This is a genomic window from Paenibacillus riograndensis SBR5, from assembly GCF_000981585.1.
Classification (GTDB): Bacteria; Bacillota; Bacilli; order Paenibacillales; family Paenibacillaceae; genus Paenibacillus_AQ; species Paenibacillus_AQ riograndensis.
The window spans coordinates 2808904-2823031 of the sequence record NZ_LN831776.1; the positions used below are offsets into that span (position 1 = coordinate 2808904).

9 protein-coding genes are annotated in these 14128 nt (G+C 47.9%); 4 read left to right on the forward strand and 5 right to left on the reverse strand.

Annotated features, from left to right (window positions below; all coding sequences use genetic code 11):
• Window positions 1-1009: 1009 nt before the first annotated feature.
• The gene (locus PRIO_RS11335) at window positions 1010-1453 is read left to right on the forward strand and encodes a hypothetical protein (protein ID WP_046502372.1); all 444 of its coding nucleotides are present in this window, start codon (window positions 1010-1012) and stop codon (window positions 1451-1453) included.
• 553 nt (window positions 1454-2006) lie between these two features.
• On the opposite strand, the gene PRIO_RS11340 is transcribed toward PRIO_RS11335, so the two are convergent.
• On the reverse strand, window positions 2007-3080 hold the full coding sequence (locus tag PRIO_RS11340; protein WP_020429853.1) for a YheC/YheD family endospore coat-associated protein: 1074 nt from the start codon (window positions 3078-3080) through the stop codon (window positions 2007-2009).
• A gap of 770 nt (window positions 3081-3850) precedes the next feature.
• Here PRIO_RS11340 and PRIO_RS11345 point away from each other — a divergent pair.
• Window positions 3851-4864 carry a glycosyltransferase gene (locus PRIO_RS11345; RefSeq protein WP_046502375.1) on the forward strand — a complete coding sequence of 338 codons (1014 nt, stop codon included), beginning with the start codon at window positions 3851-3853 and terminating at the stop codon, window positions 4862-4864.
• A 114-nt stretch (window positions 4865-4978) separates the two neighbouring features.
• Here the strand turns inward: PRIO_RS11345 and PRIO_RS11350 are convergent, their stop codons facing one another.
• The 3 genes from PRIO_RS11350 to PRIO_RS11360 form a co-directional block, all read right to left on the reverse strand.
• Window positions 4979-6511 (reverse strand): DUF3502 domain-containing protein, encoded by a 1533-nt coding sequence (locus PRIO_RS11350; RefSeq protein ID WP_020427290.1) that lies wholly within the window; start codon window positions 6509-6511, stop codon window positions 4979-4981.
• Between the two features lie 139 nt (window positions 6512-6650).
• Window positions 6651-7535, reverse strand: coding sequence for a carbohydrate ABC transporter permease (locus PRIO_RS11355; protein ID WP_046502378.1), 885 nt, complete (start codon window positions 7533-7535; stop codon window positions 6651-6653).
• 12 nt (window positions 7536-7547) lie between these two features.
• Entirely contained in the window at window positions 7548-8528 is a 981-nt protein-coding gene (locus tag PRIO_RS11360) for an ABC transporter permease (protein WP_020427293.1), read from the reverse strand.
• Between the two features lie 979 nt (window positions 8529-9507).
• Between PRIO_RS11360 and ltrA the strand changes: the two genes are divergently transcribed.
• Both ltrA and PRIO_RS11370 read left to right on the forward strand, forming a co-directional pair.
• Window positions 9508-10842, forward strand: coding sequence for a group II intron reverse transcriptase/maturase (ltrA, locus tag PRIO_RS11365; RefSeq protein ID WP_020427294.1), 1335 nt, complete (start codon window positions 9508-9510; stop codon window positions 10840-10842).
• Window positions 10843-11289: 447 nt separating this feature from the next.
• Entirely contained in the window at window positions 11290-11592 is a 303-nt protein-coding gene (locus tag PRIO_RS11370; RefSeq protein WP_046502381.1) for a hypothetical protein, read from the forward strand.
• 256 nt (window positions 11593-11848) lie between these two features.
• Here the strand turns inward: PRIO_RS11370 and PRIO_RS11375 are convergent, their stop codons facing one another.
• Window positions 11849-14083, reverse strand: coding sequence for a helix-turn-helix domain-containing protein (locus PRIO_RS11375; protein WP_046502384.1), 2235 nt, complete (start codon window positions 14081-14083; stop codon window positions 11849-11851).
• Between the last annotated feature and the right edge of the window lie 45 nt (window positions 14084-14128).

Below are 14128 nucleotides of genomic sequence, written 5' to 3' on the forward strand. Positions count from 1 at the left end.
ACCGAGGAGCCCTTATTTTGCCAAAAATCTTACTTTATCAGCAGTTACGGACTCAGGGGCCGTTATATCGTTCGAATGAGCCTCGAATACAGGGGAAAGGGATAAATAAGGGCATCTCTGTCCGTAGTCCTGCAGAATAGATGAATCTTCTATTATTAACGGCTTTCCTGTCCGTAACGGCTGCGGAGAGATCGTGAAGGAATACAATGATCCGTCTTCAGCATGCCCCCGTTGATTTTGGAGTGGTGGGGATCCCTGGGCCGTAAGCCGAAGGCCAGCTTGCCAGGAACAACGGCAGAGGAAATCCGTTGTTGGAGCGGCGAGGGCCGAGTTCTGAGGGGGTAGCCGGTCTAAATATCCTAATTCCAGCCAGTACTTGCTTACAGGTGTCTTCGTCAGGCGGCGCTAGTTGGAAAAAGGGAACTTATTTTTCCGGAAATTAAGAAATCCTGAGCTTTAAGTGGAAAAAGTAAACTTAATTGGGCTATTTTTCTTGTCCAATGGCTAAATGAGCTGAATTAGTGTCCCTTTTTCCACTTCATCTGCTCGAGGATAGGGTACTCCGGCAAATTAGTGTCCCTTTTTCCACTTAAAGAGTTGCCGTAGGGTTCATGGGGAATCGTTCTCCAGGTAACGCTAGAACCAAGACGGCTGCACTGTCCCGTGGAGGAGGGTACAGCCGTTTTTGTCCTCATATAAATGGAAATTATTTGTGTAATCTGAACTCAAAAGGGCCAATAAAGAGGTTGTACTTAAGCTCTACTTTGTTCTTGGCTCATAAACTTTAAATCAGTTCAAATAAAATCTTGATTCGAATGAGGGGGCTATTTATTTCCGCCTTCAAATTCCCTATGATTACATTAAAAGGGTATTTAGTATTTATGTTCAAATTACATGGAAATTCAAGCGTAGTATCAGGGCTTGTGAGGTAGGTAAAATAAACTCGGTGAAAGGTGATGAATATCAAACGAGTATTAATTAAAAGAGTAGCAAAAAAGGGGGGCGAAAGATGAAATCGATAAAGACAGTACTACAAGCCATTCTTTATGTACTACTGGCTGTTGGACTGCATCTGATCTTAATCTATTTCTTAAAGATAAGAATAGAGGGGTGGGGAACAGAGTTATTAAAATACTCATTTAAGGTATACTTTGTACCGCTATTATTATGTTTTATTAATTCTTTTTTATGCATAAGGACTAAGAGGTTAAAATACCATGTCAACTGGTTTTTGGTAACTATGATCCCAAGCTTTTTACTCATTTTATTTTTCAAAGCAATACAAGGTGTTGGAGATAGTGAGTATGGGGTTGTTGTTTCTATTGAATTTTTTCCAAAATATCAAGTGGAAATGCTCTTTCTGCTTCCCTGGAGTATTTCTATTATCCAATTTATTTTGACTTTATATTATCTAATCAAAATAAGAAAAGAAGTTAATCGTTTGAAAGTATAGATGGGATTTGTACTGAAAAGAATTTTATCAATCAGTATAATTATTACCATTTCGTTTTTCTATTTAGTTCAACTGGAAGTTTTCACAATTATACATATGTTAGTTCAGATCAGGAAACAGTATACAGCAATAATCTATCAGACAGCTTCTTTTTATTGTGATCAGTTAATAGATATCATTTCATAAAAAAAGAGTAGAGAGGTGGGACATGTGGATTTTAAGCGGAGAATATTTTTTGAAAGGTGGAGTATATGCAAAAATTCATAACCCATATCCCCAGAGCCTTATTTCATACTTTAATTATTGTTTTGGTGCATCTACTAACAATTTACATTCTTGATCTCCGTATTGAAGGTTGGAATTATAACATATTATAATTCAACTATTTCTTATGTTTGTTTGGAAAGTAGAACGTAGAAATGATCAAGATAAGTACTAAATGATTAAAGAAATAAAACCTAATTTAGAAGGAGTTGCGCCGCGCAAAACTATCGACGCAACAACCGCCCCTCTATATGTAGAGGGGCGGTTGTTTATTTCGAGTACCAACTCTTCAGTCCCCAACCACCTTCGCCGGACTCGGCGCATTTTTGTTCTTATACACCCACATCGCATACTCCAGCGGGCGAGTTAACGCTTTGCGGTAGGTGCTGCTGTCGCCGGAGCGGGAGAAGACCTCGCGGGCGGGCTTGGGGTTGACCTCCAGCACGTAGATCTGGCCCTCGCGGTTAATGGCGAGGTCCAGGGCCAGCTCGCAGAGGGTACCGAAGCTTTCCTCCAGGTAGGCTGCGGCGTCGAGGCCCAGCTTCTCGGCGGTCTTCATCGCTTTCTCGGCCTTTTCCTGGCTGCCGAGCCATTGCTTCAGCAGAATCTCTGCGCGGATGGCGTGGCCGCCGCCGTGGAGATTGGAGGTGACGCTGCGGGCAGCGCCCACGCGGCCGGCCATGCCGGTCAGCTCCCACACGCCCTGGCCGTTCTTTTGCACCAGCATGCGGTAGTCGTGGTAGCGTCCGCTGGACAGGCGCAGCGGGATGCCCTGCTGCACGAGGAACCGCCCGCCGAGGCACCACTGGTGCACAATGGACTCCAGGCGGGTGAGCGGGACCTTGCGGGGAGCGATGATCTGCCGGCTCAGGCGGCGTCCCTGGATATCGTAGAGGGACTTGCCTTCCTTCAGCCGCTCAATCCGCAGGATGCCGCGCCCGCCTGTTCCGCTGGCCGGCTTGATATAGACGACCGGGCTGGATTTCAGTATCCGGTGCAGATCGGCGGAAGACTGGTATAACAAGGTTTCCGGCATATGCTGCCGGAACCGGCTTTTTTGCAAGAAGGTCTGGTACACGGTCCATTTATTGCGCAGCGGCCGGTTCAGAAAGGTCAGATGGCCGTAGCGCGCGCGGAAGCGCAGCAGCTGCTCGAACCGCTTGCTGCGCTGAATCCGGCAGCGGTCATAAATCATATTCGGAAAAGAGCGCCATTTGCGCGACCATGTTCCGCTTTTAACGTCATACACAAGTGCATGAATCTGATCCTTGCTGACGTGCACATCACCGGGTGTAAACACAATAACACGTTCATTATAGACATGTATGTAGGAACGGCTTAAACGGCTCTTTATTTTATTCACATGAAAATGCAGGCTCCAAAGTTAGTGTTTCAGCCGAGTGTAATCAATATGGTTATCAGGATGGATACAACGATTGATTATGGATATATACATAAATAAAGTTAAACACCGATAATTAGGTGTAAAGGGAATGATTACAATTGAATTGGATTGAATTCTGATTTTTTAGTCTTCTGAGAGCTGCATGAATATTCAATTTATATAGTGAAAAGGGTGTTTAAAATTAGAAAATACATGAAGGTTATTATTTCTATTTTCACAAGTCTTATTTCAGGATTCTTCAGTTTGTATGCATTCATAGGATACAGGCTAAATGTTGGGGGAGGGTATCTTTCAGGTAATGATGAAGCAAGGATGATCTACTTAGGGATATTAATAATAAGTTTAGTGTTATTCATTTCATCGTTAATTTGGTCGAAGTATTATCTTTACTGTGTTGTTTCGTTTTTATTTTCTTCGATTGTATGTATATTTTATATCTCAATGTAAAACTGGGAATTAGAAGGTTGTTTTTTTGCTGATAAAAAATTCTCGTTTATAACGCTAAGATTACTGCCCACGCAAGATTTATTTTATTGCATAGTTTATTTTATCCCTGGCCTTTTACCCTTAGGAGCAGCTAAATCACAAGTTCGGACGACGGGGTTGGATACTTCAGCGTATCCCAAGCGGTATATAGGCCGATTACGGCAGCTATAAGCAGGAGCATCGCGGAAATTAAGGCTGGTTTATCTAAATCTCTTGGGGAAACTGGAGGGGATCTCTTTGGTATGAAAAAGCTGATTAAGCTTCCGGAAAGCAGAAAATTAACCATCGCACAAGTGATTTCGAATTATCCAAACGCACAGCCGGTCCCTTCCATCAAAGGGGGGACTGAAAAAATTGTTTATGAGCTGACGGAAGAGCTGGTTAGACGAGGGCATAAGGTCTATTTATTTGCAGCTCTAGGGAGCAGGAGCAGGGCCAAGCTTATCACCTATCCTAAGGGGCTCCGCCACGAAAGCATAGCAAGATTTGTGCTGAAAAAATTACCTGAGCGGGTTGATATTATCCATGACCATACTTTCCGTTCCGCGCTCGGCGTAACTAATCCTAAGGTTCCAACGGTATGCACTGTGCATATTCCGGTCAAACGGCGGATTAAATACCCTGTATACGTAAGTAAACGCGCCCGCCGGCTGATGGGGAACAACAAAGGCTTCTGCGTATACAATGGGATTAATACACGTGAATATGAATTCAGCACAGAGAAACATTTATATCTGTTGTATATAGGCAGGATTATCCGGAATAAGGGTGTTATGCAAGCTATACAAGTTGCCGAAAAAACTGGCAAACGGCTGATTATCGCGGGTCCCGTGAAAGCCTCCAGATTTTTTGAGAGAGAGGTCAAGCCGCGCATCCGGAACAATCCCAATATCCAATATGTTGGACCTGTGGGCGGTAAAATGAAGCAGCAGCTACTCAAGCATGCGGAATGTGTGCTATTCCCGACATTATGGGAAGAACCATTCGGTCTGGTCCTGATTGAAAGTTTAGGTTGCGGTACTCCGGTGCTGGCGCTCAGAAATGGTGCGGTACCGGAAATATTATCCGGATTTCCTAACCTGATTTGTAATAACATAAGTGAGATGGCAGTTAAGGTCCGGCAGAAGAGATATCCTTCGCCGCACTTATTGAGAGCGTATGTTCAGAAACACTTCACGAATAAGCAGATGACTGACAGTTATTTAAGAATATACCATGAAGTTATTCAAAGAGAATCCGGCAGGAAGAAATTCTAAGCTGCCAAAGGCTGCGCTGAACGGTCAGGAGTCTGGATTTTTGTGCAAAAAAGCGTGCCTCCCATGAGGAGCCACGCTTCTTTATTGCCGGTATGGTGATCGCGGTGGCAGGACTTACTTCTGCTTGGCGTACCATTCTGAAAATTGTTTCTGATATTCAGCGATGTATTTATCAATCCCCGCTGCTTTAAGCCTGTCCAGCGCTTTGGGGAAGGCGGTGTCATAATCGCTGAAGCCGCTGCCGATGGGTGCGAGGTATTCCGTGAATACGCCGTTCAGCTTCGTTTCTTCATTCTTGACCGGTGTATTGTCAAAATTGAAGCCGGCACCCTTGGAAATGATGGCCCCATCGTCCCAAGCCTTGTATTCAGCGATGAATTCATCCGGAACGGTGTTGTCGAAACGGATGAAGTTTTTGTTCATCAGCAGCCAGTCGGGGATCAGCGAATCGGTGTTTATTTTGGTCAGACGCCCGTTCTCGTCCACCGTATAATCGGTTCCCTTTATCCCGTAGGCGAACAAGTCGTACAGCTCCTGGTTTTTTTGCAGCAGATTAAAAAACATCACATAGCGCTCAGGGTCTTTGGCTGCGGTAGAGACGAAGAAGGCGGTGCTGTACGTGCCCCGGCTGATTTTTGGCCGGCCGCTGCCAAGGAAATAATTGACCAGCTTGGCTTCAGGCACTGCTTGTGAAATCGTTGCCGCCCCTTCAAAAGGACGTGCCGCTGTACCGGCCCAGAACATCGCTTTGCCGGAGTTCCAGTCAGACTGCAGCTGCGGAACATTGGTGGCGGCATATTTCGGGATGATTCCTTTTTCATACCAGCCGCGCATCAGGTTTGCATACTTCTTGAACTCCTCGGTTTCAAACCAGCTGATGATTTTATCATCTTTCGCAGACTCGTCCAGGGCAATAAAATCATTTTGCCAATAGAGGTTTTTGTCCGTGTAATCATATTGCAGAATCCGGCGGGCATCGGTGTTGGCGTACCCGATCAGTTCGGGATGAATGGCATGCACTTTATCATAGAACTGCTCCAGTTCCTTCAGCGAGGTGACCTGCGTCATGCCGGCTTCCTCCAGCAGATCCTGTCTGACCAGCGCGCTGTAGAACTCTGCAGAATTCGGCTTATTGCCGACCGGAATTGCATACTGCTTGCCATCTAGTTGAAAGGCCTTGAAGGAAGCCTCGTCTACATTTTTACTTAAATCGGCTGCTGCACTGACATAGGGGGTAAGATCGGCATAAAGCCCTTTTGCCACAGATTTCACCATGTAATTGGCATCCGTGTAGGTGGCGAAGTCCTCTCCCGTAGACAGCATCAGGTCGGTTTTGCCGCCGCCGTATTCTGTCCAAGGCAGAAAATGAAATTCAACCTCAGCGTTGATTTCTTTCTTGATTACGTCGTAGAACTCTGTCTTCGCCAGTTCCTTCATCCGGTTCGATTCATCCCCGTACAGCACAATTTTCAGTTTGGCGGGAGCCAATGGGCTGCCGTCTTTACTGCCGTTATCCGTAACGGAAGGTGTACCTTCATTTCCGCTTCCGGAACTAGGGGCAGCGCTTTCATTGTTTCCCTGAGAACAGCCGCCTACCAGGAAACCTGCTGCCAGGAGCAAACTTAACCAACCTTTTTTCTTTTTCATGATGAACCCTCCTGAATAGAATCATAATGTTTGAGGCATCTATTGCAAAGGTCGTGCTCCCTTAAGTCTTATTGTACATCAAGGTGCAGGGGAGCATAAACCCGGTGCAACCGGACATGACAGGGCATTTTGCCGGGAATTAGCCTTTGACCGAACCCACGATAATGCCTTTGACAAAAAAACGCTGGAGAAAAGGATATAATATGGCGATTGGCAGCACGGTCAGGCAGGTCATCGCCATTTTGGCTGTCTCCAGCGGCGGTGCGATGATAGCTCCACCGACCTGAGCCGCATTGCCGGAGGCCAGGAACTGGATGTTTGCCATCATGTTGTACATTAAATATTGGATCGTATAGAGCTTCTGATCCGTTACCAGCATTAGCGGCAGATAAAAATCATTCCAGAACTGCAGCGCGTAAAAAAGCGAGATTGTGACCAGTCCGACCCGGCCCAGCGGAATCATAATGCTGAAGAAGATCCGCAGATGTCCGGCACCGTCGATTTGCGCAGATTCCACGATTTCATGCGGGATGCTGCGGAAATAGTTGGCCATAAGAAACATCAGAAAAACACTTAGCACATAAGGGATGAACAGGCCGATAAGCGTATCGCCCAAATGATAATATTTGGTGCTGAGCAGATACCATGGCAGCGTTCCTCCGCTGAACAACATCGTGAAATAGGCGAAGAAGGCAAAGAAATTTTTGAGCCGGAAGCTTTTAACAGATATGACATAGGCATAAGCGGTGGTCACCAGTACGGCCGACACGGTGCCGAGCACCGTAACGATCACCGACATGGAATATGCCCGCAGAATCTGCTGCGCCTTGGAGCCAAACAGGAATTCATACGTTTCAAAGGTGAAGCCTCTGGGCCAGAACGAATATCCTTCCGCAGCGATTCGGGATTCGGTGGATAATGAGCCGGATACGGCCAGAATAAACGGCACCAGACAGATGGCTGAAAATATAGCTATACAGCAATAAAAGAAAATGAGCAGGCCTTTGTTTTCGGTAGTTTGCATCTTATCAGTCTCCTAGAATAGTTTGCTGTCTTTGTCATACCAGCCGGCCAGCTTGTTGGCCACCAGAACCAGAAGGAAGCCAAAGACGGATTGATAGAGCGTGATGGCTGAAGCAAAGCCGAATTCTCCGGAACGGATGGCTGTGCGGTATACATACACATCGATAATGTCGGTAGTCGGCAGAAGCAGCGGATTCAGGAAGGTTACTCCCATAATCATGCTGAGATCGCCTTTCAGCATGCCCCCGATGCCCAGCAGTGTCATTAGGATGATCGACGGAATAAGCATTGGCACCGTAATCCTGGTAATAATCTGCCATCTGGAGGCACCGTCGATTTTTGCGGCTTCATAATAGGAAGTGTCGATGCCTTGCAGGACAGCATAATAGATGATGGCGCCGTAGCCGGCGCTTTTCCAGATATTCGCCAGCACCAGAATGATGACGAACAGCCAAGGGCTGGAATACCAGTCGACCTGGGAGATGCCGAGCGTTTGGAGCAGCTGGTTCATAATGCCTTTGTCGTAATCCAGCAGGGAGAACAGAATAGCCCCGATAATAATCCAAGAAATAAAGTACGGAAAAAACATGACGCTCTGCGTGATTTTGATAAACCATTTGCTGCGCAGCTCGTTCAGGATAATGGCGATCGCCACTGAAAAAAACGTGCCGGTCAGCATATATAGCGCATTTAGCATGACCGTGTTGCGTGTAGCCCTGAGAGAGTCTTCCATGCTGGAGAAGAAAAACTCGAAGTTGGAGAAGCCGGCCCACGGGCTGCCGAAGATTCCGTCGTTGAAGTTGTAATTCTTAAAGACAAGAATCAGACCGCTCATCGGCAGATAAGCAAAAAGAATCAGAATGACGATCCCCGGAAGAGCGAGCAGGTATAGTGTGCTGTCCTTCTTTAGGGATTTACGGAAGCTTTTGGCTCTGGCCGTCCTGATTCCCGGACTTAGCCGTCCCTGTGTTTCCGGTGTAGCCTCTTGCATCATTAACAGTCCACTCCTTTATATAGCGTTGTCATTTCTGTTCCTTGTTTCAGGAGAACGCTTTACAGGCAAATCATAAATCGGCCTGGAATGTAAACGCTATCATAATAAACGAAAAAAAGTTAAAAAAGCGGAAAAGGACGGTTTAAAAAAACGGGAAAGACATCACTTTTTTGTTCTTTAGGCGTGAAAAAGCCTTATTTAAGGGGGGATTGCACAGAATATGCGGGGTGAAGGGGTTTCATTATATGTTTTGGGGAAGCGACTTACCCCTAATTTAATTGTATTAGGAAATTATACAGTGTAAAAAAACGTGGATATCTTGGAAGCCTCAGTGGATATAAGCGATGCAGAAGAATTGGGCTCCACAGGAGGGATTGGGCTCCATTCGCAGACTGATGCGGACCGAGGAGCCCTTATTTTGCCAAAAACCTTGCTTTTTCAGCAGTTGCGGACTCAGGAGCCGTGAGCGACCGAGCTAGGTTGCATGGTTTAGCGGGTGTGAACCCCGCTTGGTAAGATGGAAGCCACATCACCAATACCGAGTCTTGGGCTGTCTGCAGTAACGCAGAGTGCTAAGCGTAGACAGGAAGGTAGTAGGCCTGAAAGTGATAGAGCTCCGAAAAGGAGTACGTTGGGAAGGCCGACGGTTTACGGCTACTGGAAGGCAACATGTGATCACGCGGAAAAAAAATGGCGAGTGTGACCACGCTTCCCCGGAGTCAGAGAGCCAGGCATGCTGACCAATGACCATGCAGCAACTCGGGAGACCCTGCGGCTCTTTCGCGACGGAGTACTATTTAGGAAAAAGTGCGAGAGTATGCCTGCCAACCGATCAAAAGGAAGAAAGGCAAATGGTGCGCAGGGAGTCGGACCGACTCGTAGTACCGAAGAAACCGGGTAATGCTGGTGGAGGGAAGGAGAAGGCAGGAAACCGATCTGAGAGAGGGAAACATCGACTACACACGGAGGTAGAGAAGCGATGGATACGAAACTATCCAGAATAGCAGAAGTAGCAAGAAACCGACCGAAAGAGCGGATGACATCACTGGTCCATCTGTTAGATAAACAGAGGCTATGGGATTGTCATCTGGAGATGCAAGGAGATAAAGCGGCAGGAGTGGACGGTGTAACGAAAGCCGAATACGAAAGAGAGCTGGAGTCCAATCTGGAAGACCTCCTCTCGCGTATGAAGCGGCAGGCGTACAAACCGAAACCATCAAGGCGGACGTACATTCCGAAGGAAAACGGCAACAAACGCCCGCTCGGCATTCCCTCCTACGAAGACAAGCTCGTCCAGAAAGCCATGAGCCAGATATTGAACGCGATTTATGAAGAGAAGTTCTTACCCTGCTCCTACGGGTTTCGACCCGGAAGAAGCCAACACCAAGCCTTGCAGGCACTAGATCGACTTATCATGAAACAAGGCGTGCGCTACATTGTGGATGTAGACATTAAGGGATTCTTCAACTATGTCGATCATGAATGGCTTAGACAATTTCTGGAACATGACATCGCAGACCCAAACTTCTTGCGACTCATCGGGCGCTTCTTGAAAGGTGGCGTAATGGAAGAAGGGTTCTACCAAGAAACAGAGGAAGGCACGCCGCAGGGTGGCAATCTGTCTCCCCTACTTGGGAATGTGTACCTCCACTATGTGTTAGACCTGTGGTTCGAGATCGAAATCAAGGGGAAGCGATGCCGGGGAAAAGCAGGGATGGTGAGGTTTGCTGATGATTTTGTGTGTGGCTTTGAGCGGGAAGAAGAGGCGAAGGCGTTCTACGAGGCACTGGAGGAGCGAATGGGAAAGTTCAATCTGACGATTGCGGAAGAGAAAACGAAGCTGATTCGTTTCGGATATGGTGCGGAAGTGGACTGTAAACGAGCCGGGTTGACCAAGCCGGCGACCTTCGACTTCCTGGGGTTCCGCCACATCTGGGGTAGAGGGAAAAGCGGAAAGTACCGACTCCTACGCAAAACAAGTCCAAAGAAGTTTCGACTGCGGGTAAAGGAGATTACGCAGTGGGCTCGTCAGAACCGACACCAGCCGGAGGGGATGTTCGTGGACAGCGTACGGAGGAAACTAAGAGGTCATTACCAATACTATGGCGTGTCAGACAACTGGCACGGGATCTCCCGCTACTACAGTCTGGTGTTAAATGCGATATGGAAATGGCGTAACCGACGGAGTCAGAAACGAACATTCACGCTGGAGAAGTTCAAAGCCTTCCTCGCACGAAATCCGCTGCCAAAGCCTCGCATCACGGTCAACTTGTATGCAACTGTGAATGGTAACTTGAAGAGCCGTATGCCTTAATTGGGCACGTACGGATCTGTGAGGGGTAAGGGGGGCAATCCGGGATAGGAAAGCGCCCCCGCCTACTCGACTAGTTCGTTCGATGGAGCCTGGGATAAAGGGGAAAGGGACAAATAAAGGCATCTGAGTCCGTTAACCCGCAGAATAGACGAATCTTCTATCAATAACGGCTTTCCGGTCCGCAACGGTTGCACATCGAGCGTGAAGGAAGCTCACCGTGTCCGCAGAATGACCCACATAATAATCATACGGCCCCCAATGCATGTCCAAACTGACTTCTGGGCAAGCGTTGTGCATGTGGCATAACAATATGAGCTATACAATATGAGCTCTATGCAGTCAAAGGACGCTAAGACTGCCTATCATACAACGATCCGTCGTCAGCATGCCCCGTTGATTTTGGAGCGGCGTGGGATAAATTATGCAGGAAGTTGGGGATAAACACCTTTGGACGAATTTCTAACAAATAGCGGCAGAAATGCCGTTGTTGAAGAGCCGAAGGCTGGTTTGGCCATAAATAACGGTAGAAATACCGTTGTTAGAGTGGCGAAGGTCGGTTTGGCCATAAATAGCGGCAGATATACCGTTCTTGAAGCGGCGGGGTCGGTTTGGCCATATCCTGAAAACTATAAAGCTGAGGAATCAGCCGCTCTAGATTTCCTCATTCCAACTAGCGCTTGCTCCCCGGCTTCTTCGCAAGCGCTAGTTGGAAAAAGGGAACTTATTTTTCCGAAAATTAAGAAATCCTGAGCTTTAAGTGGAAAAAGTAAACTTAATTGGGCAACTTTTCTTGAACAATGGCGAAATGGGCTGAATTAGTGTCCCTTTTTCCACTTCATCTGCACGAGGATAAGGTATTCCGGCAAATTAGTTAACCTTTTTCCACTTAAAGAGTTGCCGTAGGATTAATGGGGTAGCGTTCTCCAAGAACGTTAGAACAAAGACGGCTGCGCTATCCCGTGGAGGATGGCACAGCCGTTTTGGTTCCTTGCTTATTGCGCGGCAATCAGGAAGATTCCTGTTTCTGCAGAATATGATTCATTCTCCATTTGGAGGGCGTAATCCCAAAACGCTTTTTAAACTGGGTTGTAAAATAGGTGCTGCTATTATAGCCCACTTTCTCGGCAATTTCCCGGATATCCAAGTCAAGCTCAGTGACTAATAACATCTGTGCCTGCTCCAGGCGCAGCAGGTTAACGAAATCGGGGAAGCTGCAGTTTACCTCGTCGGCAATCAGCCTGCTGAGATAAGCGGGACTTAGCGAGAGCTTGTCGGCAAGCGCATTAAGGGAGAGTCTGGAGTCGTCATAATGATCTCTGATGTAACAAATGGCTTCGACAGCAATACTCTTGGTTTGTACAGCGCTCATGCTGGCAATCCGCTTGAGGGCGGTATAACAGCTGTCCACAATCCAATGCAGCAGCTTATCATAGCTTTGGAGCTGCCAGATGCGCTGGTAATTATCGAGAAAGCCGGATTGCTGAACGTCTGCATTAAGCTCAGCCGTGCGGCTGAGCTCAAAGGCCAGCCTCGCCAAAGCGATGGTGGCTGACTCGGCGCGGTAACTGCAGGCTACGGCCAGCAATCGTTCGACCGCCTGCGGAATATGGCCCGAAAGCTCCGTCTGCCTAACGGCTTGCAGCACCGGTTCAAGGGCGCTGTCAGGCATGGGGCTGCTGTTGAGATGGATGGTATCATCCGCAAAGATGATGTTCTGCTGTACATGAAATTTAATATACTGCAGACTGTCCGCAGCCTCGTTGTATTTGGCCCTCAGCAGGTGTAAGTCATCCGTCAGTCCGCTGATTCCTAAGGCGCAGCTGACATCTGAGTGCTGAAGCCGGGCTGCAATGTCCTCCCATTTGCCGCGGAACAAGGCGTAATCGTCGAAGCTGCCGCTTCTCAGCTCACTTAGAATCAGCACAGCAGTTCCCTGATGCGGACGGAAGGATTGAACGGCCGCTAGTTCGGAGAAGGCCAGTTCAATCTGCTCAATGCCCTCCCCGAAGGTCTGCCCGGAGCCTTCAGATTGTCCGGACTCCAGCAAAGTTAGTACGCATACGCAATATGCTCCCCCGGAAGCGGCTATGCTCATCATCGGCGTACTGCTGTTCTCCGGGGTTCCCCGGGGGGACAGCAGCCATCGCATCAAGGCGCTGTCATCGCTCTCTTTCTTGAGCTGCTCCAGCTTTACGCCAATCTGCTCCAGTTCCTGGCTCACGGTATCGAAATCGCCGCCTGTCTTAAGCGCCTCTTCATTGCCGGACAGATGAACGATATTGCCGAACAGCCGGCCAATCGGCTTGTACATCCGCCGCGAGATCAGGTTGGCGGTTAGGGCAGCGGCAATAATCAATGCTAAGCACAGGCCGGTCATCAGGGTGCGGGCATTGGAGATATCGCGGATGCTGTCCTTGTAGGAAGTCTCCGACACAAACCATAGCTTGTCCGCAGCAGAATATACATAGGTAATCAGCTGCGGCTCTCCGCTCCCCCTGTAGACAAAGGAGCCTCTTTCCGGGGAGGAAGCCACTACCTGCTTCAGCATGTCCTCTTCCAGCGGGGTACCGGATAGTGCACTGTGCATGAGCACGGATGCGTTTCCGTCCAGCACCGCGTAACGGGTGATTTCTCCCTCTTTTTGAGTGAACAGATTGTTCTGCAGCTTGCCCAGATTGACGGTCAGTGCTACCGCCCCGTAATATTCACTGTCCGCAAACGCCCGGTCGTTATAGAACACGGTGAGCAGAGTGATTGGGGTACCGTTGTTTAAGGTTGCCTTCCATAGAAACGGTGACTCCACAATCACATTATTCCGCATCCGCGAGAACAGCTCCAGCTTGGATTCCGGGCTTAGCGGCAGGTTCTCAAACATCGCAACAGGTTCATTTACCCCCATGATGTAGGCGTTCTCCATATACTGGTTAACAACCAGCGCCCCGCGGATTTGGCTTAAGGCACTGTACAACTGGTCGCTCCAGCTCGTGTCTCCGTTCATCATGAGCGCGTTGATGTTCGGATTCCTATAGAAGTCCATAGCGTAATTCTGGACAATCTCTTTATAATTTATAAAAACGGTTTCAGTATTCACCAGCACATTCTGATTCGCCTTGTTGACGTTGTCTATCGTAATATTCCGGTACCAATAAAAGATCACAACAGCCAGCACAAGAATGCAGCAGACTGAAATTGCGGTCAGGCTCATAAAAAAGCGGGTGTATAATTTCTTTCTTTTTCCCAAGCTGCTCACCCCTTAAGGTAAATCTGTTACCCCCATTCTAGAGGG